The 20,198-nt window shown below is 61.7% G+C and carries 14 protein-coding genes; 4 read left to right on the top strand and 10 right to left on the bottom strand.

What is annotated here, in order from left to right; translation table 11 throughout:
• Positions 1–439: 439 nt before the first annotated feature.
• On the bottom strand, positions 440–1,822 hold the full coding sequence (gene cysS / locus AC07S6_RS20250; RefSeq protein WP_105227185.1) for a cysteine--tRNA ligase: 1,383 nt from the start codon (positions 1,820–1,822) through the stop codon (positions 440–442).
• Between the two features lie 15 nt (positions 1,823–1,837).
• Positions 1,838–3,538, bottom strand: a complete 1,701-nt coding sequence (locus AC07S6_RS20245) for a glutamine--tRNA ligase/YqeY domain fusion protein (protein ID WP_003192174.1) — start codon at positions 3,536–3,538, stop codon at positions 1,838–1,840.
• Between the two features lie 237 nt (positions 3,539–3,775).
• On the opposite strand from AC07S6_RS20245, the gene AC07S6_RS20240 reads away from it, so the two are divergent.
• Together AC07S6_RS20240 and lpxH are read left to right on the top strand one after the other, a co-directional pair.
• Positions 3,776–4,279: a peptidylprolyl isomerase gene (locus AC07S6_RS20240; RefSeq protein WP_003174772.1), complete on the top strand. Its 504-nt coding sequence runs from the start codon at positions 3,776–3,778 to the stop codon at positions 4,277–4,279.
• Positions 4,276–5,025: a UDP-2,3-diacylglucosamine diphosphatase gene (lpxH, locus tag AC07S6_RS20235; RefSeq protein WP_014718941.1), complete on the top strand. Its 750-nt coding sequence runs from the start codon at positions 4,276–4,278 to the stop codon at positions 5,023–5,025. Before AC07S6_RS20240 ends, lpxH begins: the two co-directional genes overlap by 4 nt.
• 149 nt (positions 5,026–5,174) lie before the next feature.
• Here the strand turns inward: lpxH and AC07S6_RS20230 are convergent, their stop codons facing one another.
• From AC07S6_RS20230 to AC07S6_RS20200, 7 genes are all read right to left on the bottom strand, one after another.
• Positions 5,175–6,704: a DHA2 family efflux MFS transporter permease subunit gene (locus AC07S6_RS20230; protein ID WP_020302329.1), complete on the bottom strand. Its 1,530-nt coding sequence runs from the start codon at positions 6,702–6,704 to the stop codon at positions 5,175–5,177.
• Positions 6,704–7,903, bottom strand: coding sequence for an HlyD family secretion protein (locus tag AC07S6_RS20225; protein ID WP_034127907.1), 1,200 nt, complete (start codon positions 7,901–7,903; stop codon positions 6,704–6,706). Before AC07S6_RS20225 ends, AC07S6_RS20230 begins: the two co-directional genes overlap by 1 nt.
• Positions 7,904–7,918: 15 nt before the next feature.
• Positions 7,919–9,370 carry an efflux transporter outer membrane subunit gene (locus AC07S6_RS20220; protein WP_236279484.1) on the bottom strand — a complete coding sequence of 484 codons (1,452 nt, stop codon included), beginning with the start codon at positions 9,368–9,370 and terminating at the stop codon, positions 7,919–7,921.
• The gene (locus AC07S6_RS20215) at positions 9,367–9,840 is read right to left on the bottom strand and encodes a MarR family winged helix-turn-helix transcriptional regulator (protein WP_014718945.1); all 474 of its coding nucleotides are present in this window, start codon (positions 9,838–9,840) and stop codon (positions 9,367–9,369) included. The genes AC07S6_RS20220 and AC07S6_RS20215 overlap by 4 nt, the downstream gene beginning before the upstream one ends.
• A 236-nt stretch (positions 9,841–10,076) precedes the next feature.
• On the bottom strand, positions 10,077–13,763 hold the full coding sequence (locus tag AC07S6_RS20210; protein WP_495112886.1) for a translocation/assembly module TamB domain-containing protein: 3,687 nt from the start codon (positions 13,761–13,763) through the stop codon (positions 10,077–10,079).
• A complete protein-coding gene (locus AC07S6_RS20205) occupies positions 13,763–15,490 on the bottom strand; it encodes an autotransporter assembly complex protein TamA (RefSeq protein WP_495112885.1) in 1,728 nt (575 codons plus the stop codon). Before AC07S6_RS20205 ends, AC07S6_RS20210 begins: the two co-directional genes overlap by 1 nt.
• Positions 15,491–15,554: 64 nt before the next feature.
• Positions 15,555–16,205 carry a GNAT family N-acetyltransferase gene (locus AC07S6_RS20200; protein WP_034127911.1) on the bottom strand — a complete coding sequence of 217 codons (651 nt, stop codon included), beginning with the start codon at positions 16,203–16,205 and terminating at the stop codon, positions 15,555–15,557.
• A 168-nt stretch (positions 16,206–16,373) separates the two neighbouring features.
• Between AC07S6_RS20200 and xthA the strand changes: the two genes are divergently transcribed.
• Both xthA and AC07S6_RS20190 read left to right on the top strand, forming a co-directional pair.
• The gene (gene xthA, locus AC07S6_RS20195; protein WP_034127912.1) at positions 16,374–17,186 is read left to right on the top strand and encodes an exodeoxyribonuclease III; all 813 of its coding nucleotides are present in this window, start codon (positions 16,374–16,376) and stop codon (positions 17,184–17,186) included.
• 196 nt (positions 17,187–17,382) lie between these two features.
• Complete coding sequence (locus AC07S6_RS20190) at positions 17,383–18,714, top strand: substrate-binding domain-containing protein (protein WP_495112884.1); 1,332 nt, start codon at positions 17,383–17,385, stop codon at positions 18,712–18,714.
• 121 nt (positions 18,715–18,835) lie between these two features.
• Here the strand turns inward: AC07S6_RS20190 and AC07S6_RS20185 are convergent, their stop codons facing one another.
• The gene (locus tag AC07S6_RS20185) at positions 18,836–20,065 is read right to left on the bottom strand and encodes an acyl-CoA dehydrogenase (RefSeq protein ID WP_495112883.1); all 1,230 of its coding nucleotides are present in this window, start codon (positions 20,063–20,065) and stop codon (positions 18,836–18,838) included.
• Positions 20,066–20,198: the final 133 nt, after the last annotated feature.

The following is a 20,198-nucleotide window of genomic DNA, read 5'->3' as shown; positions in this document are numbered from 1 at the left end:
GCCTGCGATAGCGGAATTTCAGTCAATGATGCTGTGACTGATAAACCGCTATCGCAGGCAAGCCAGCTCCCACATTTGGTTTGGTGTCAGGCAAAAGATCGGATACGCGCCACCAATTGCGCCAACTTAGCATCATCCCGCTACGCGCCACACCGGGAAGCGCCCGGTCGATCAGTAAAGCGGTTTGGGAACGATCCAACTAACCGTTCCGCAAACGCATGGCCGGTGATGACGTCCCCGCCGAAGTCAGCAGCCCGCAGATCGTTCCCACGCTCTGCGTGGTAACGCCGCCCAGGACGCTCCGCGTCCGCCCACTCGGGCGAGCGGGCGACGCGGAGCGTCTCGGTATGCATTCCCACGCAGAGCGTGGGAACGAGAGTGCAAAAAAACGCCCCGAACCAGTCGGGGCGTTTTTCATTCAGCGTGCAGCTATCAACGGTCAGTCAGCCAACCGCCACGTCGTCCCACCCTTGCCGTCTTCCAACACCACACCCATCGCGGTCAGTTGGTCGCGGATACGGTCGGATTCCGCCCAGTCTTTATTGGTGCGAGCCGCCAGACGCGCCTGGATCAGTGCATCTACCTCAGCGGCATCCACACGCCCTTCGGCACCCGCTTGCAGGAAGTCATCGGCCTCCATCTGCAACACGCCCAGCACGCTGGCCAGTTCTTTCAGGCGCGCCGCCAGGCCCGCCGCTGCGTCGATATCGGTCTCGCGCAAGCGGTTGATCTCACGCACCATCTCGAACAGCACGGCGCAGGCTTCCGGCGTACCAAAGTCGTCGTTCATGACTTCGGTAAAGCGTGCCACGAACGCTTCGCCACCAGCAGGCGCAACCGATGGCAAACCTTTCAACGCGTGGTAGAAACGCTCCAGGGCGCCCTTGGCGTCCTTGAGGTTGTCTTCCGAGTAGTTGATGGCGCTGCGGTAGTGGCTCGACACCAACAGGTAACGCACCACTTCCGGGTGGTACTTTTCCAGCACGTCGCGGATGGTGAAGAAGTTGTTCAAGGACTTGGACATCTTCTCGCCATTGATGCGGATCATGCCGCAGTGCATCCAGGCGTTGGCGTAGGTCTTGCCGGTGGCGGCTTCGCTCTGGGCGATTTCGTTTTCGTGGTGCGGGAACTCAAGGTCGCTGCCGCCGCCATGAATGTCGAAGGTCTCGCCCAGGCAGCAGGTGGACATCACCGAGCATTCGATGTGCCAGCCCGGACGCCCGGCGCCCCACGGCGACTCCCAGCTTGGCTCGCCGGGCTTTGTACCTTTCCACAGTACGAAGTCGAGCGGGTCCTGCTTGGCTTCGTCGACTTCGATCCGCGCGCCGATGCGCAGGTCTTCGATCTTTTTGCGCGACAGCTTGCCGTAGCCCATGAACTTGGCGACGCGGTAGTACACGTCGCCGTTGCCTGGGGCGTAGGCGTAGCCCTTGTCGATCAGGGTCTGGATCATCGCGTGCATGCCAGGGATGTGGTCCGTGGCACGCGGTTCCATGTCCGGCTTGAGGATGTTGAGGCGCGCCTCGTCCTCGTGCATGGCGGCGATCATGCGCTCGGTCAGCGCGTCGAACGACTCGCCGTTTTCGTTGGCACGGTTGATGATCTTGTCGTCGATGTCGGTGATGTTGCGCACGTACGTCAAGTCATAGCCGCTGAAACGCAACCAGCGGGTCACTAGGTCGAAGGCAACCATGCTGCGGCCGTGGCCGATGTGGCAGTAGTCGTACACGGTCATGCCGCACACGTACATGCGCACCTTGTTGCCGTCCAGCGGCTTGAAGACTTCTTTGGTCTTGCTGAGCGTGTTGTAGATCGTTAGCACGATGTTTCCCTTAAATCACTGGCCCCACGAATCTCGCAAGGTCACGGTACGGTTGAATACCGGAGCGCCTGGTTTCGAGTCCTTGATATCCGCGCAGAAGTAGCCTTCGCGCTCGAACTGGAAACGGTCTTCCGGCTGTGCGTCGCCAAGCGATGGCTCGGCACGACAACCAGTGAGTACTTGCAGGGAATCAGGGTTGATGTTGTCGAGGAAACTCGCGCTGTCTTCAGCCTTCTCAGGGTTTGGCGAGCGGAACAGACGATCGTACAGGCGCACTTCGCATTCGATGCTGGCAGCGGCCGGTACCCAGTGGACCACACCCTTGACCTTGCGGCCTTCAGGGTTCTTGCCCAGGGTGTCCGGATCGTACGAGCAGCGCAGCTCGACGATGTTGCCGTCGGCGTCCTTGATCGCTTCGTCCGCACGGATCACGTAACTGCCGCGCAGGCGCACTTCGCCGTTCGGCTCCAGGCGCTTGTAGCCTTTTGGCGGCTCTTCCATGAAGTCGTCACGGTCGATGTAGATCTCGCGGGCGAACGGCAACTTGCGCACGCCCAGCTCTTCTTTCTGCGGGTGACGTGGCAGTTCGAGGTTCTCGACCTGGCCTTCCGGGTAGTTGGTGATCACGACTTTCAACGGCCGCAGCACGCACATGGCGCGCGGGGCGTTGGCGTCGAGGTCCTGACGGATGCTGAATTCCAGCATGCCGAAATCGACCACGCCGTCGGAGCGGTTGGTGCCGACCATATCGCAGAAGTTGCGGATCGACGCCGGGGTGTAGCCACGGCGACGGAAGCCCGACAGCGTGGACATGCGCGGGTCGTCCCAGCCATGCACGTGTTTTTCATCGACCAGTTGCTTGAGCTTGCGCTTGCTGGTGATGGTGTAGTTCAGGTTCAGACGGCTGAACTCGTACTGACGTGGGTGCGCCGGTACCGGCAGGCTGTCCAGGAACCATTCGTACAGCGGGCGATGGCTTTCGAATTCCAGGGTGCAGATGGAGTGGGTGATGCCTTCGATGGCGTCCGACTGACCGTGGGTGAAGTCGTAGTTGGGGTAGATGCACCACTTGTCACCGGTCTGGTGGTGATGGGCATGGCGGATGCGGTACATGATCGGGTCGCGCAGGTTCATGTTCGGCGAGGCCATGTCGATCTTGGCGCGCAGCACGCGGGCGCCGTCCGGGAATTCGCCGGCGCGCATACGGTTGAACCAGTCCAGGTTCTCTTCCACCGAACGGTCGCGGAACGGGCTGTTCTTGCCCGGCTCGGTCAGCGTGCCACGGTACTCCTTGGCCTGCTCCGGGGTCAGGTCGTCCACATAGGCCTTGCCGGCCTTGATCAGCTCGACGGCCCAGTCGAACAACTGGTCGAAATACTTGGAGGCATAGCGCACTTCACCGGACCATTCGAAGCCCAGCCACTTGATGTCGCTTTCGATGGCGTCGATGTATTCCTGGTCTTCCTTGGCCGGGTTGGTGTCGTCGAAACGCAGGTGCGTGACGCCACCGAACTCCTGGGCCAGGCCGAAATTCACACAGATCGACTTGGCGTGGCCGATGTGCAGGTAGCCGTTGGGCTCTGGCGGGAAACGGGTGACGATCTGCGTGTGCTTGCCCGAATCCAGGTCCGCCTGGATGATCGGGCGCAGGAAATTGACCGGGACGGCAGGTCCGGCCTTGGTATTCGAGGTAGGGTCGACAGTGGGCTTGCTCATAGGATCCTTGAACAGACAGGTGCATGGCCAGGTGGGGCCAGATAAAACAAAGGGCTCATAATAGCCGAAGCAGTCAAGACACATACAGAGCGCGGCCAATTAATTGCCCGGGCGGTAAAAAACCACCTCGAAATTCCCGCAGGGCACGCTAAACTGCGCGCCTTGGCCGTCGTTTAGCCAGACAGGTAAGGTGCCCAGGCGCCCACACCCACGAATTCCCTGAAAAGAGTAGCGAACATGACTCAAGTCAAACTGACCACCAACCACGGTGACATCGTTATCGAGCTGAACGCCGAGAAAGCGCCGATCACCGTCGCCAACTTCATCGAATACGTCAAAGCCGGCCACTACGAAAACACTGTTTTCCACCGTGTCATCGGTAACTTCATGATCCAGGGCGGCGGTTTCGAGCCGGGCATGAAAGAGAAGAAAGACAAGCGTCCAAGCATCCAGAACGAAGCGGACAACGGCCTTTCCAACGACAAGTACACCGTCGCCATGGCCCGTACCATGGAGCCGCATTCGGCCTCCGCGCAGTTCTTCATCAACGTCGCCGACAACGCCTTCCTGAACCACAGCGGCAAGAACGTGCAGGGTTGGGGCTACGCGGTGTTCGGTAAAGTCACCGAAGGCACCGACGTTGTCGACAAGATCAAAGGCGTCTCGACCACCTCCAAGGCCGGTCACCAGGACGTTCCAGCCGAAGACGTGATCGTCGAGAAAGCCGAGATCGTTGGGTGATATTGCTGATTTCAGATTTGCATCTGGAAGAGGAGCGCCCGGACATCACCCGGGCGTTTCTGGATCTGCTCCACGGCCGCGCCCGTGGCGCCCAGGCGTTGTACATTCTGGGGGACTTCTTCGAAGCCTGGATTGGCGACGATGGCATGACCCCCTTCCAGCGTTCCATCTGCGCGGCTCTGCGCGAGCTGAGCGACAGCGGCACCCCGATTTTCATCATGCACGGCAACCGTGATTTCCTGATCGGCAAGGCGTTCTGCAAAGCGGCAGGCGCTACCTTGCTCAAGGACCCGACGGTCGTGCAGTTGTATGGCGAGCCAGTGCTGTTGATGCACGGCGACAGCCTCTGCACCCGCGACCTCGGCTATATGAAGCTGCGGCGCATCCTGCGTAACCCGGTTGTACTGTTTATCCTGCGCCACCTGCCCTTGGGCACGCGTCACAAACTGGCGCGCAAGTTGCGCAGTGAGAGCAGTGCTCAAGTGCGCATGAAGGCCAACGACATTGTCGATGTCACCCCTGAAGAAGTGCCACGGGTGATGCAGCAGTTCGGCGTGCGCACCCTGGTCCACGGCCATACCCACCGCCCCGCCATCCATAAGTTGCAGATCGGCGACCAAGCGGCCAAGCGCATTGTGCTGGGGGACTGGGACAAGCAAGGGTGGGCGCTGCAGGTGGATGAGCAAGGCTTTCAGCTGGCGGCGTTTGACTTCGTCAACCCGCAGTTGGCGTTGCCTGGCGCCTGAACCTCTGACACAACACCGTTCAACCTGTGGGAGCTGGCTTGCCTGCGATAGCATCACCTCGGTGCATCTGATACACCGAGGTGTCTGCATCGCAGGCAAGCCAGCTCCCACACAAGCCAGCTCCCACAGGAACCGCGCTGACCTTACAATCAGTGCCCCGAAGCCGCAGGCCCGGCCTTCGCCGTGAACGGCGGCTTGGCCAGCCACACCAGCAACATCAAGCCCATGAACATCCACCCCAGCAACGTGAAGTAATCCACAGTGGACATCATGTACGCCTGGCTGGTGAGGATCTGGTCCAGTTGGGTATAGGCCTTCTGCCCTGCCCCACCTAGCGCCTGCAACGCATCGCGGGTGGTCGAGTCGTAGACGGTCATGTTCTCGCTCATATAGGCATGGTGCTGGTCGGCCCGGCGGATCCAGATCCAGGTGGTCAGCGACGCCGCAAAGCTGCCGCCCAAGGTGCGCAGGAAGGTCGCAAGCCCCGCGCCGTCGGCAATCTGGTGCGGCGGCAGGTCGGACATCAGGATGCTCAAGGTCGGCATGAAGAACAGCGCCACGCCGATGCCCATGAACAGCTGCACCATGGCGATATGGGTGAAGTCCACTTCGTTGGTGAAACCGGCGCGCATGAAGCAGCTCAAGCCAATCGCCAGGAACGCCAGGCCCGCCAGCAGGCGCAGGTCGAACTTGTGCGCGTACTTGCCCACGAACGGCGACATCAGCACCGGTAGAATGCCGATCGGCGCCACCGCCAGCCCGGCCCAGGTGGCCGTGTAGCCCATCTGGGTTTGCAGCCACTGCGGCAGGATCAGATTGATGCCGAAAAAGCCCGCATAACCGAGGATCAACACGATGGTGCCGATCCGGAAATTACGGTGTGCGAACAGCCGCAGGTTGACCACCGGGTGCTTGTCGGTCATCTCCCAGATCACGAACACCGCCAGGGCAATCACCGAAATGGCCGCACCGATGATGATGAAGTTGGACTCGAACCAGTCCAGGTCATTGCCCTTGTCGAGGATGATCTGCAAGGCCCCCACCCCGACGATCAGACTCAACAACCCGACGTAATCCATCGGCTGGTAGCTGGTGACCACCGGGCGTTTCTTCAACTGCGAGCGCACCACCATCACCGCGAAGATACCGATGGGCACGTTGATGAAAAAGATCCACGGCCAACTGTAGCTGTCGGTGATCCAGCCACCGAGGATGGGACCTGCAATCGGCGCCACCACCGTGACCATCGCCAATAACGCCAGGGCCATGCCGCGCTTGGCCGGTGGGTAGACCGCAATCAGCAAGGTCTGGGTCATCGGGTACAGCGGCCCTGCCACCAAACCTTGCAGAACCCGAAAGCCGATCAACTCAGGCATCGAGGTGGAAATACCGCACAGGAACGACGCCAGCACAAACAGCAGGGTCGCCCACAAAAACAGCTTCACCTCGCCAAAGCGCCGGCTCAGCCAACCGGTGAGCGGCAAGGCGATGGCGTTGCTCACCGCAAACGAGGTGATCACCCAGGTGCCCTGCTCCGAACTCACCCCCAGGTTGCCGGAGATAGTCGGCAACGCCACGTTGGCGATGGTGGTGTCGAGCACCTGCATGAAGGTCGCCAGCGACAGGCCAATAGTGGCCATCAACAGGCTGGGTGGCGTGAACGAGGCGTTATTGCTCATCAGCGTTGCGCAGCCTTGGGAGCGGCGACGCTGTTGTCATGGATCAACTGGTTGATCATGGCATCGGCTTCGGCCAGTTGGCGGTCATACACGTTGGTGGTGAACGAGGCTTTTTGCGGCGCTTGTTGCGCCAGCACCGGGCCGCTCTGGTCGTGCAGGTCTACATTCACCACGGTGCTCAAGCCCACGCGCAGCGGGTGTTTGGCCAGCTCTTCGGCGTTGATATGGATGCGCACCGGTACCCGCTGCACGATCTTGATCCAGTTGCCGGTGGCGTTCTGTGCAGGCAACAAGGCGAACGCGCTGCCGGTGCCGGCGCCGAGGCTGTCGACGGTGCCGCTGTACTTGACGTCGCTGCCGTAGATGTCCGACTCGATATCCACCGGCTGGCCGATGCGCATATCCCGCAGTTGGGTTTCCTTGAAGTTGGCGTCGATCCACAGCTGGTCCAGCGGGATCACCGCCATCAGCGCGGTGCCCGGTTGGACGCGCTGGCCCAATTGCACGGTGCGCTTGGCCACATAGCCGGTGACCGGCGCGATCAAGGTGCTGCGGGCATTGGTCAGGTACGCCTGGCGCAGTTGCGCGGCGGCCGCTTGCACATCGGGGTGGGACGAAATCACCGTGTCATCCACCAGGGCATTGGTGGTTTTCAGTTGTTGCTCAAGGTTGGTCAAGGCGTTCTTGGCAGCGGTCAGGCTGTCGCGAGCGTGGGACAGTTCTTCCTGGGAAATCGCGCCGCCCTGGGCCAGGGTCTTGCGGCGGTTGTAGTTGTCCTGGGCCGTCTGTACATCGGCCTTCTGCGCATTGACCTGGGCTTTCATGCCATCGACGTTGCTGTACAGGCCGCGTACCTGGCGCACGGTGCGGGCCAGGTTGGCCTGGGCACTCTGCAGGCCGACGGCGGCGTCGTTGGGGTCGAAGTTGATCAGCACCTGGCCTTCATGCACCAGGTCGCCATCGTCGGCGCCAATGCTGACCACGGTGCCGGTGACCAGCGGGGTGATTTCCACCACGTTGCCGTTCACATAGGCGTCGTCGGTGCTTTCATTGAAGCGCCCGTAGAACTCATACCAGGCCCACACTCCCACCACACTCAGGATGACGATCAGCGCCAGGCCGATCAGCATCACTTTGCGTTTGCGGGGGTTGGTGTCTTTGGGTTGTTCGGTTGCGTTGTTGCTGTCGGCAGTGGCCATGACAAATACCTCAAATTATTCCGTGCGTGTAGCTGGGGTGGTCGCGGCCACGCTGTTGACGTGGTACCCGCCACCCAGGGCCTGCATCAATTGAATCGACAGGTCGATCTGCGCCGCATTCAGGGTGGCCAGCTGACGCTGGGCCTGTAGCAGTTGCTGCTCGATGCTGAGCACATCCAGGTAGTTACCGATGCCTGAGCTGTAGCGTTGCACCCCGGTGTCGTAGGACTGTTGCGCGATGTCGGCGGCATGTTGCTGGGCCTGGATCTGCCGCCCGGTGTCACGCAGTTGGGACAGGCTGTTGCCGATATCGCCCAAGGCTTGCACCAGGGTTTTGTTGTACTGGGCCACGGCCAGGTCGTAGTCGGCGTCGCGGGCATCGAGATCAGCACGCAGACGGCCGCCGTCAAAGATCGGCAGCGAAATCGTCGGCGCAATGTTGAAGAAGCGGCTGGCCGAACCGAACATCGCATCGCCCAGCAACGACTCGGCACCGGCGCTCGCGCTCAGGTTGAGGTTGGGGTAGAAGCGGGTCTTGCTGGCATCGATGTTCTTGCTCGCGGCCTCTACGCGCCAACGTGCGGCGACCAGGTCCGGGCGACGGCCAAGCAACTCGGCAGGCAACACCGCCGGCACGGCCACGGCGCTGGGTTTGAGCACCGCTGGGCGCGCCAACTCGTCACCGCGGTCCGGGCCTTTACCGAGCAAAACGGCGAGGGCGATCTTGGCGCTTTGCAGTTGTTTTTCCGCGTCAATCAGTTGCGACTGAGAGCTGGCTTCCAGGCTCTCGGTCTGCTGGAACTGGTACTCGCTGTCGATACCGGAACTCAGGCGGCGCTTGCTCAGGTCGAGCATCTGGCGGGTACGCTTGAGGTCATCTACCGCCAAGTCACGCACGATATGGGCCTGGCCCAGGTCGCTGTAGGCCTTGGCCACGTTGGCGGCCAGGGTTAGGCGCGCGGCCTGCTGGTCGACTTCGGCAGCACGGGCCTCGCCCAACGCCGCTTCCCAGGCGGCGCGCTGGCCGCCCCACAGGTCGAAGTTGTAGTTGAAACTGGCGCCGATGTTGCGCACCGTCGAATAGGCATCGCCCTGCCCGCGTGGGTCCTGGTCCTTGGCCAGGCGCGAACGGCTCACGCCGGCGCTGGCATCCACGGTCGGCATACGCGCGGCGTTGGCGGCATAGGCGGCGGCTTCGGCCTGATGCGCACGAGCGTCGGCCACTTGCATGTCGGGGCTGTTTTGCAGGGCTTCCTGGATCAGGCCGTCAAGCTGTGGGTCGCCCAGGCTTTTCCACCAGTCGGCGGCCGGCCAGGCGGCGCTCGACAGCGTCACGCCGCTGAGGGATTTACCGGTGTGCAAGGTATTGGCGTCGAGGCGCTGGCCCTGGGTGTCGAGGCCGCTGTAATTGGCGCAACCGGCCAACGTCATCGCCGCCAGCACCAGGCTGAGTGCGCGAGTGTTCATGATCTACCTACCCGCTGGATCGTAATGGGGTCACCCGCAGCGATCAGCATTTTCTTCAGGATCCGCTCCAGGGTTTCCAGCTCGCCCGGCTCAAGCACACCGGCCAACTGGTTAAGGGCCTTGGCGCCAATGTGCGGCAGCATGTCCGCCAAGCGCTGGCCCTCGGCGGTCAGCACCAACTGCACCTGGCGCCGGTCCAGCTCGGAACGCTTGCGGCTGAGCAGGTCTTTTTGCTCCAGTCGGTCGAGCATGCGCGTCATCGAACCGCTGTCCAGGGACAGGTTGCGGCACAACTCCGCCGGGGTATCGACGCCGAACTGGGCCATGATGATCAACACCTTGAACTGCGCGGCGGTGATGCCGTGGGGTTCCATATGGGTGTCGATGATACGGTCCTTGAGGATCGCGGCGCGGCCCAGCAACAGCCCGAGGTGGCAGTTGTGAAAGTTGTCAGGGGTGAAGTGAGGCATTGAAAGTCACCTTATTACTGCCTAGGCAGTGAATGTGTGACGAGATGTTACTGCTTAGGCAGCGAATGTCAAATGGAATAATTAGGTTGCTTGGTAGTTGGTCGAAGGCTGGAGTGAAATGAAAACCAAATGTGGTAGGGAGCTTGCCCCCGATAACAGTATGTCAGTCAACTTGTTTGTAGCTGACCCACCGCTATCGGGGGCAAGCCCCCGCCCACATTTTTACCGGATACCGGTCAGAAATCGCGCTTGTAGAAGATATCCAGAGAGCTGGCGACACCCGTCGCCACTTCCAGGTACACCTTCTTGCTCAGCAAATAGCGCAAGGCAATCGTATTGGCCGGCTCGAACACCCCTACCCCGTAACGCAGGCTGAGCTTCTCGTTGATCTTGCCGCTGGCCACCACCGCCGTACTGTTGCCAGTGCCTTGGGTGTCCAGATCAAAGTCCTGAATCCCCAGCTTGTTGGCAATATCCGAGGTCACCCCCGCGCTGCCCATCAAACCCAGGCCCAGGGCGGCTTCGGCGAGCATGTTGTTGTCTTCGCCGGTGTTGGTGCGCGAACGGCCCAGCACCAGGTATGACAACGCATCTTCCTGGGCCATGGCCGGCTCGGAAAAGATCTGCGTGGTGGGTTGTTCGGCGCTGCCGCTCAGGCGAATCCCAGCGGTCACGGTGCGGGACGATTCGACCACCACGCGCACAGCTTCGATATCCAGGAACGGTTGGTCCAGCGGCCCGGCAAACAACAGGCGTGCACGGCGCACGTTGAGGCGCTGGCCGTAGGCGCGGTAGCGGCCGTCGTTGAGCCACAGCTCGCCACGGGTGTCCATGTTGTCGCCGATATGCACGTGGCCCTGGACCTTGGCGGTGAGGCCGAAGCCGGCGAAGTTGAGCTGGTCTTCGCCTACCTCCACGTCGATATCCATGGCCATGGCCATCGGCGCTTTGCCCTCTTCGGTCTGGCTGCCGATGATCACGGTGTCGTCGGACACCTTGACCGTCGAAGGCGGCAGTTCGCGTACGGTGATGTCGCCACGGGGGATGTGGACTTTACCGGCAATCGCCAGCTTGTCGTCCTTGAGGCTGATCTTCAGGTCGGGGGCCACTTCCAGCTTGGCGTAGGGCTCCACGGTGACCGGCAGTTGCGAGCCTTTGAGGCTGAGGTCGACCACCAGGGCGCGGCCCCAGTCGATCTGGCCCTTGAGGCTGCCCTGCCCGGCTTTGCCGCTGTGCCAGCCGCCGTTGAGCTGCACGCTTTCGCCGGCGATTTGCGCCTGCAGGTTCAGGCCCTCGAGGCTGATGGGCAGTTCCGGCCCGGAGACTTCGCCGTCCACAAGGTTCAGGTTGCCGTTGACCAGGGGCGCGAGCAAGCCGCCGGAGATACGGCCATTGCCGTTGAGTTTGCCGTTGAGCGTTTCCACCATCGGCACAAAGGGCCGCGCGACGGCGAGGTCCAGGCCGGTGAGGCTGAACGTGCCAGTGATCGGCTTGTTGTTCGGCAACGGGTTGATCTGCGCCTGCAACAACAACTCGCCGAGCTTGCCGCCACGGAAATTCAGCTGGGTGTCGATGCGCTTGGGGTTGAGGGTGGTTTCCAGTTTCAGGGTGTCGTAGGGGAAATCCAGCCACTGGCCTTTGTCGCGCACGCGCAGGGTGCCGCCACTGGCGTCCACCGCGACCACGCCTTTGGGGCCGCTTTGCGGCAGGTCGAGTTGCACATCGGCGTTGAGCCTGCCCTGCCAGGCGAAGTCTTTGGGCAAGAACGCCGCGAGGCTGTCGAGGGGGAATTGCTTGAGGTGGTAACGCAACTTCGGCTCGGGCATCAGGCGCTGGTCTTCACCACACAGGCTGGCGCCGCCGGAGACCCAGCAGTGCGCGCCGAAGGTCAGCTTGCCATCGGCCAGGCGTTCGATCTTCGCCGGGGCTTGCAGCCGCCAGTCTTGGCCACCGGCTTGCACGTCGCCACTGGCCAGGCGCCCGCGCCAGTTGTCTTTGTCAAGGTTACCATCCAGGGCCAGGGCCAGTTTGACCAGCGGGCCAGTCAGCGCCAGCTGGACTTTCTGGTTCTTGATATCGCCCTGGGCGCTGGCGGTGAGGTTGCCGACTTGCGTCTCGCCGCTTTGAATGCCGTTGGCCTTGAGGTCGAGCTTGGCGCGCTGGGCGCTATCGAGGTTAGCGTCCAGGTTGAGGCTTTGCAGACGGTTGTCGGCAAAGGCCAGTTGCTGACCCTTGAGGTCGAGCTTGCCTTGAGGGGCTTTCAAGGTGCCAGCCACTTCGACACGCCCGTTGACTTGCCCACGCAGTTGCGGCCAGAGCTGGGCCAGGCGCGCCAGCTTGATGTCGATCTGCCCGGCCAGACGCTGTTGCAGGCTGCCGCTGCCGTTGATGCGGTTGTCGCCCAGGCGGATGTCCAGGTTGGCGAGGGTCCATTGTTCGCCGGCGCCTTCGGCCTTGGCCGCCAGCACAGCGGTTTGCCCGCGCAGGCGGCCCTTGAGGTCGAGGTCAGCGTTGAACTTGAGTTGTTCGTTCTTGAACTCACCTTTGCTGCGCAGCGGCCCGGCCAGGGTGCCGGGCAACTCTGCGACCCAGTAGGCAGGGTTCAGCGCCGACAGATCCAGGGCGGTGTCCCAGGCAATGCCGTCGGCAAATTGCAGGTTCAGGTGGCCTTCGGCCTTGCCCTGGCCGGCACTCAGTTTCAGCTCAGGCAGGAAGACCTGCTTGAGGTCGCCACTGAAGGGGGTGACCACATTGAACTTGCCCGCCGGGCCGTCGAGGTCGGCCTTGAGATTGCCCAGGTAGTTGCCGTCTTTATAGGAGATTTCACCGTTGAAGGTGCGCAAGGCCACTTGCGGTTCGTCGATGACCGGATAGAGGCGATGCCAGGGGAAGTCCAGCCAGTCGATCTTGGCGTCCGCGCTGAAGCCTTGTTGCCAGTCCAGGTTGGCACTGAGCTTGAGGCTTTGCTTGTCGCCGGCCGCCAGGTCCAGGCCGGCAATCTGTGCGCCCTTGGCGTCAACCTTGCCCTTGAGCAGTAAATCCACCGGGCCGTTTTCGGCCGGTAGCACGGCCTTGCCCAGCAACTGGTAGCCATTGCTCAGGTCGCCTTTAGCGTTCAAGTCCAGTTGGTTGAGTTGCAGGGTATCAGGCAGGTCTGCGCTGGGTTTGAACGATTCGGAGGTGATGTGCATCTGCGCCGGCAGGTTTTCCACCAGGGGTTGCAGCTCGCCAGTGAGCTTGGCGGGCATGTAGCCGCTGCTGTCGGCGTCGAGCTTGAGGGTCTTGAGCAGGTCGCCATCGATCTTGAGCGCAACGCTCCAGGGAACACCGCCTGGGGCGTAGGGCAGGCTGAGGTTGCCGGTGGCGTTCAGCGGCCAGTCGCCGGTGGGTTGCAGCAGGCCGGCGAGGTCCAGCACCAGGTCGTCGCGTTGTAAATGTACCGAGTCGATCTGCATACCGGCGCCAGTCCAATGCGCCGCCAGTTGCAGGCCCTTGAGTTCTTCGCTGCCGTTGAACAGCAGGCGACCGATGCGCACATCGCCCAACTGGATCGCAACCGGCAGCTTGAGCTCAGGCAATTGGATCGGCCCGCTGCTGCTTTCGTCGGTGCTGGGCGCAAATTCCAGGCTGACCTGCTCCACATCCAATTGGTCGATGCAAAGGGTCATGCGAAGCAGGCAGCCGGGGGACCAGTCAAACGTCGGTGCATTCAGCTCGACGCGGCTGCCGTCCTGCTGCCACAGCAAATGATCGGCACTCCACTGCCCGCCCAGGCGCCCCTGGAAATTTTCCACGCTCAAACCTGGCACCTGGCCCAAGGCCCAGCGACTGCCCGCCTGGGTGCCAAGCACTGACCACAGCGCCAACAACAGCAAGACGAGGATGGCAACCAACGCCAGCCCCGCTATTTTCAAACCACGCATCACAGCTCAGGCCCCATGGAAAAGTGCAAGCGAACGCCGCCCGGATCTTCGAGGGCATGGGCCAGGTCGAGGCGAATCGGCCCCACCGGCGACACCCAGCGCACGCCGACACCCACGCCGGTTTTCAGGCTGGGCAAGTCCAGGTTGTTGAAGGAGTTGCCCTGGTCGACAAAGGTCGCGATACGCCATTTATCGGTGATGGAATATTGATACTCAGCGCTCAGGGCCACCATGTAGCGGCCGCCGATGCGGTCGCCGCGATCGTTCTCGGGCGATAGCGTCTGGTACTCGTAGCCGCGCACGCTCTGGTCACCACCGGCGAAGAAGCGCAAGGAAGGAGGCACGGATTTGTAGCCATTGGTGGCACTGCCGCCAAATTGCGCACGGCCCAGGAAGCGGTGGTTGTCCCACAAGGTGGTCAAGCCCTTGACCGTCGCTGTGCCGTAAAGCAGGTTGGTGTCGGACCCAAGGCCCTCTTTGGCGACCTTGGTGTCGAACATCAGGCGGTAGCCATGGTGCGGGTCGATGCGGTTGTCACTGCGCAGGTAGGAATAACTCACGCCAGGCATCAGCAGGTTACTCAGGCCCGAGTCATTGCCCAGGCGGTATTCCTCGCGTTGGTACTTGAGTGAGATCACCCGCGTCCAGCCACTGGGCAACTTGCTGTGCCATTCGGGGCCGATGGTGAGCAGCTTGCTCAGGGTATCAGTGTTGGCGATCTCTTCATTCTGGTAGCCGCCGGCAAAGCGCAACTTGTCGGTAAGCGGCGGGTCAAGCGGGATGTCGTACCACAAGCCGACGTTCTGCCGCGGTGCCGACAACTCGGCTTCCCAGCCATAACTGTGGCCCTGGGGGTTGACCCAATGGCGCGTCCAGTTGGCTTTGCCCCGTGGGCCGACGTCGGTGGAGTAACCCAGGCCCAGGCCCATGGTGCGCGGCTTGCGGGTGTCCAGTTGCACCGCCACCGGGATCACGTCATCGGTGGCGGCGGTGGGGCTGGCGTCGACGCGCACGCCTTCGAAGAAGCCACTGGCTTGCAGGTTCTGGTTGAGTTCGGCGACCAGTTCGGAGTCATAGGGTGTGCCGGGCTTGAACGGCACCATGCGCTGCAACAGCTCTTCATCAAAGGGCGTGTCGCCGGTGAAGCTGACCTTGCCCATGCTGTAGCGTGGGCCGCTGTCGTAAATGAGTTCGATGTCGGCCACGCCCGCTTGAGGGTCTACGGCAAGTTTCTGGCTGGTGAAACGCCCGCTGAAAAACCCGTAGCGCGAGGCCTGGTTCTGGATCAGGCGCTTGGCGTCTTCGTAATAGCCGTGATTGAGCACGGCGCCGGGCTTGAGGTCGTCGCTGGCGGGCACGCGAAAGGTCTTGAGACTCGCGGCCTGGCCGTCGACCCTTATGGTGACGTCGCGCAAGTGCACCGGTTCGCCGGGGTCGATGGTGAGCGTCAGGCGCGGGTTCTTGCCGCCCTTCACATCGCTGTTGATCTGCGGCTGATAGTAGCCCAGGGCCTGCGCGGCTTTGCGCGCCTGCTCCTCGGCGCCACGGCTGAACCGCAGCAAGGCTTCTTCATCACGATCGCCCACACCGCCGATATAGCCTTCGGTGTTGGCTTTCAGCGCGTCGTTCGAGGGTTTGATCCGCACGTCCAGTTCGCTTTGCGCCAATGCGCCGCAGCTTGTGAACAGCAGAATCAAGCCGCTGGTAAATCTTCCTGGAAACTTCATAGGCGCGGATGCTACACGAGCGAGAGAGGAACTATGAACCCGGATTCTTCTGAATAATTCTGTCTCAAGCCGTTGCAGGATGTAACGCCTGGGGATTGGGATGGAAAAACACATGCTCGCGCACCGGCCCTACGGCGACTTCGCCGATTTCCTCATAGCCCTGGCGCTTGTAGAAATCCAGATAACGGGAGTTACCGGTGTCGAGCACCACGCCGGATGAATGCGGGTCGTCGGCACACCAATTGTGTACCGCTTCCAGCAACTGCTCACCATGGTGCTTGCCCTGGAACTGCGGGTGAATACCCAGCAACGGCAGCACATGCACAGACGTGTTGGGCAGGCACGCCATGACGGCATGATGGTATTCCAGGTAACGCCGCGTACCGCGCACGCCGGTGCTCAGCCACATGCGGATTTGCCAGGCCCAGCTTTCGGTGATGCCCAGGCGCCGCTGGGGCGGTGCAATCAGGGCGATGCCGATCAGCCGGTCGTTGACGAACAGGCCGATGGCCGGGAGTTTCTGGAAAAAATGCTGCTTGACCAGTTCGCGCACGGTGGCACGTACTCGCTGCTCATAGCCCGCCCGCTCGGCTTCGAAGATGTAGGCAAAGGTCGGCTCATGGCGATACGCCTGGTACAGCAGGGATCGCGCTTCACGGGAGTAGCCGCTATTGAGCAGGCGGATTTCGGCAGTGGCCGTCGAAGTGTCTGGCATAACAGTCAATCTCCCTGGGCGCCACTCAAACGTGGCGTTCTTATGAGTACGAACCTGCACAGCTCCAGTCGTTCCCAGACATTAGCAGCGCATTCATCCTACCGCCACGCTGGCCCCCATCCGACTTGTCGGCTAGCATCGCCCTTTTGCCAGACTGGACTGCCGACCATGAAAATCGTCTCCTTCAATATCAACGGGCTGCGTGCTCGCCCTCATCAGTTGGCGGCGCTGATTGAAAAGCATCAACCGGACGTGATCGGTTTGCAGGAAACCAAGGTCCACGATGATCAGTTCCCGTTGGCCGAAGTGCAGGCCCTGGGTTATCACGTGTACTACCACGGGCAGAAAGGCCACTACGGCGTGGCCCTGCTTTCGCGCAAAGAAGCGTTGAGCGTGCACAAAGGCTTTGCCAGCGATGAAGAAGACGCCCAGCGCCGGTTTATCTGGGGCACCTTCGCCGACGAAAACGGCCACCCAGTGACCATCATGAACGGCTACTTCCCCCAGGGCGAAAGCCGCGACCACCCAACCAAGTTCCCAGCCAAGCAGCGCTTCTATGAAGACTTGCAGCAATTGCTGGAAAGCCAGTTCAGCAATGACCAGGCGCTGGTGGTGATGGGGGACGTGAACATTTCCCCAGAGGACTGCGACATCGGCATCGGCGCCGACAACGCCAAGCGCTGGCTGAAAACCGGCAAGTGCAGCTTCCTGCCGGAAGAACGCGAGTGGATGGCACGCTTGAAGAACTGGGGCTTGGTGGACAGCTTCCGCCACCTCAACCCGGACGTGACCGACCGCTTCAGCTGGTTCGATTACCGCAGCCGTGGCTTTGAGGACGAGCCCAAGCGCGGGCTGCGCATCGACGTGATCTTGGCGTCCACCGGGTTGGTGCCTCGGGTCAAGGACGCGGGGGTGGACTATGATTTGCGTGGGCTGGAGAAACCGTCGGACCATGCGCCGATCTGGTTGGAACTGAGCTGACAGTTGGCTTGGTGAAGATCTGAATGTGGGAGCGGGCTTGCCCGCGAAGGCGGTGTGTCAGTCACCGCACCTGCTGCTGCACTAACGCTTTCGCAGGCAAGCCAGCTCCCACAGTTGATTTGTATTGTGTCGGTCATATGACTGCAATCCGACTGACTTAATCTCCCGGCACTCCCTTGGCTGAGAAGGTGCCGGCATGATGCTGCGCGTTCTGTTCCTGTGTTTTGCAATCGCACTCCCCGCCGTGGCGGCCCCTCTGTCCATTCCCGACCAAGGCCCGGCCCTGCGCATCCAGGGCTCCAACACCATCGGCGCGGCACTCGGCCCGGCGCTGGTCAAAGGCTTGATGGAGTATCAGGGCTTGCAGGATGTGCGTGCTGAACCGGGTGCCGGGGTGAATGAGCAGCGCGTGGTTGGCAAGACACGCCAAGGCCAGACGGTCACCATCGAGGTGGCGGCCCACGGTTCCAGCACCGGCTTTGCGGCGCTGAAAAACAACCGCGCCGACCTCGCCGCCGCGTCCCGCCCGGTCAAAGACAGCGAGCTGGTGGACCTCGACCCCCTGGGGGATTTGAAAACCCCAGGCGCCGAGCATGTGATCGCCATTGATGGCCTGGCAATCATCGTCAACCCGCGCAACCCGCTCAATAGCCTCAACACCGAGCAATTGGCGCAAATCTTCAACGGCGAGGTCAGCACCTGGGAGGCACTGGGAGGTACAGGCGGGACCATTCATTTATATGCCCGGGATGATCAATCTGGCACCTTCGACACCTTCCGGGAACTGGTGCTGAGCCGCCGCGGCCAACCGCTCGCGCCGTCGGCCAAGCGCTTTGAATCCAGCGAACAGCTTTCCGATGCGGTGAGCCAGGATCCCCAGGGCATCGGTTTTATCGGCCTGCCCTCTGTGCGCCAGGCCAAGGCGGTGGCGATTGTCGACGGCGACTCGCAACCGATGTTGCCGCTGACCAGCCTGATCGCCACCGAGGATTACCCGCTGTCACGTCGGCTGTTCTTCTACTTGCCGCCCTCTTCCCGCAACCCATGGGCCAAGGCGTTGGTGGAGTTTTCCCAAGGCAGCAAGGGCCAGGCGATTGTGGCTGCCAATGGCTTCATCGCCCAGCAGGTGCAAGCGATCGGTGTGGCGCCGCGCCCGTCGATGCCCGACGATTACCAGGCCATCGCCCGAGACGCTCAGCGCCTGACGGTGAATTTTCGCTTCGACGAGGGCAGCGCCAGCCTCGACAATAAGGCGCGCCAGGATGTGCAGCGGGTGGTCGCCTATATCAGAAGCCACGGCAAGCTGAATAAACAGGTGACGCTGGTGGGGTTTGGCGACACCAAGAATGATCCGCAACGTGCGGCGCTGCTATCGAAGTTGCGGGCGATGGCAGTGCGCCGAGAGCTGGTCAAGAGCGGCGTGGTGCTCAAGGATATTCGCGGGTTTGGCGCGCAGATGCCGGTGGCGGCCAATACTGCGGATGAAGGCCGGATCAAGAATCGGCGAGTGGAGGTTTGGGTGTACTGAAGATCGTTCCCACGCTCCGCGTGGGAATGCCGCTCTGGACGCTCCGCGTCCGCTCTTGAAAGGGTGACGCAGAGCGTCACGGGAGGCGCTCCCACGCAGAGCGTGGGAACGATCATCAGTGTTACTGCCCGCCGCGCATCAATTCCCGAGGCACATATTTGCCAATCTCGAACTTGCCAATCGCCGCACGGTGCACTTCGTCCGGGCCGTCGGCCAGGCGCAGGGTGCGTTGCATGGCGTACATATAGGCCAGCGGAAAATCATTGGAGACCCCGGCACCGCCGTGCATCTGGATCGCGCGGTCGATGACCTTCAAGGCCACATTCGGTGCCACCACCTTGATCTGGGCGATTTCGCTTTTCGCCACTTTGTTACCCACGGTGTCCATCATGTACGCCGCTTTCAAGGTCAGCAGGCGGGCCATGTCAATTTCCATGCGTGAGTCGGCAATCTTGTCGATATTGCCGCCCAACCGCGCCAAAGGCTTGCCGAAGGCAGTGCGGCTGACCGAGCGTTTGCACATCAACTCCAATGCGCGTTCGGCCATGCCGACCGAACGCATGCAGTGGTGAATGCGGCCAGGGCCAAGGCGGCCCTGGGCGATCTCGAAGCCACGGCCTTCGCCCAGCAACACGTTTTCATAGGGCACACGCACATTGTCGAACAGCACTTCGGCATGGCCGTGGGGCGCATCGTCGTAACCGAATACCGGGAGCGGCCGCAGGATTTTCACACCTGGGGTATCAACCGGCACCAGGATCATCGAGTGCTGCTGGTGACGCGGTGCATCGGGGTTGCTCAGGCCCATGAAGATCAGGATCTTGCAGCGCGGGTCGCAGGCGCCGGAGGTCCACCACTTCTTGCCGTTGATCACCCACTCGTCGCCCTGGCGTTCGGCGCGGGCGGCCATGTTGGTGGCGTCCGAGGACGCCACATCCGGTTCGGTCATGGCAAAGGCGGAACGAATCTCGCCGCGCAGCAAGGGTTCGAGCCAGCGCTGTTTCTGTTCTTCGTTGGCGTAGCGCACCAGCACTTCCATATTGCCGGTGTCGGGAGCGGAGCAGTTGAATGGCTCCGGGCCGAGCAACGAGCGGCCCATGATTTCCGCCAAGGGTGCGTATTCCAGGTTGCTCAGGCCGGCGCCCAGTTCGGATTCCGGCAGGAACAGGTTCCACAAGCCCTTGGCCTTCGCCTTGGCCTTGAGCTCTTCCATGATTGCCGTGGGCTGCCAGCGATCACCTTCGCTGACTTGGCGTTCGAACACCGGTTCGGCTGGGTAGACATAAGCGTCCATGAACGCAGTGACGCGTTCACGCAGTTCCTGAACCTTGGGCGAATAGGCGAAATCCATGAGCAGCTCCCTTCTCTGAGAGGTTGTTTAGGTCATGCATTCGATGCTAGAACAGCGCTGATAATTTACCTAGCCTATTCTCGCCGTGTATTAACATTCATCACCGATATATGATCGGCGTATGAGCACCTCA

The sequence above is a fragment of the Pseudomonas sp. GW821-FHT07B01 genome, assembly GCF_059419065.1.
Note: the sequence above shows the minus strand (reverse complement) of the source record. Positions and strands in the feature narration are given on the sequence as shown.

What these genes read in the sequence shown, in the direction of transcription:
- AC07S6_RS20225 (WP_034127907.1), bottom strand. Translation starts at nt 7,903, where the DNA reads ATGGCCACTGCCGACAGCAACAACGCAACCGAACAACCCAAAGACACC.
- AC07S6_RS20200 (WP_034127911.1), bottom strand. Translation starts at nt 16,205, where the DNA reads ATGCCAGACACTTCGACGGCCACTGCCGAAATCCGCCTGCTCAATAGC.
- AC07S6_RS20245 (WP_003192174.1), bottom strand. Translation starts at nt 3,538, where the DNA reads ATGAGCAAGCCCACTGTCGACCCTACCTCGAATACCAAGGCCGGACCT.
- AC07S6_RS20185 (WP_495112883.1), bottom strand. Translation starts at nt 20,065, where the DNA reads ATGGATTTCGCCTATTCGCCCAAGGTTCAGGAACTGCGTGAACGCGTC.
- AC07S6_RS20215 (WP_014718945.1), bottom strand. Translation starts at nt 9,840, where the DNA reads ATGCCTCACTTCACCCCTGACAACTTTCACAACTGCCACCTCGGGCTG.
- AC07S6_RS20190 (WP_495112884.1), top strand. Translation starts at nt 17,383, where the DNA reads ATGATGCTGCGCGTTCTGTTCCTGTGTTTTGCAATCGCACTCCCCGCC.
- AC07S6_RS20240 (WP_003174772.1), top strand. Translation starts at nt 3,776, where the DNA reads ATGACTCAAGTCAAACTGACCACCAACCACGGTGACATCGTTATCGAG.
- xthA (WP_034127912.1), top strand. Translation starts at nt 16,374, where the DNA reads ATGAAAATCGTCTCCTTCAATATCAACGGGCTGCGTGCTCGCCCTCAT.
- AC07S6_RS20230 (WP_020302329.1), bottom strand. Translation starts at nt 6,704, where the DNA reads ATGAGCAATAACGCCTCGTTCACGCCACCCAGCCTGTTGATGGCCACT.
- AC07S6_RS20205 (WP_495112885.1), bottom strand. Translation starts at nt 15,490, where the DNA reads ATGAAGTTTCCAGGAAGATTTACCAGCGGCTTGATTCTGCTGTTCACA.
- AC07S6_RS20220 (WP_236279484.1), bottom strand. Translation starts at nt 9,370, where the DNA reads ATGAACACTCGCGCACTCAGCCTGGTGCTGGCGGCGATGACGTTGGCC.
- AC07S6_RS20210 (WP_495112886.1), bottom strand. Translation starts at nt 13,763, where the DNA reads ATGCGTGGTTTGAAAATAGCGGGGCTGGCGTTGGTTGCCATCCTCGTC.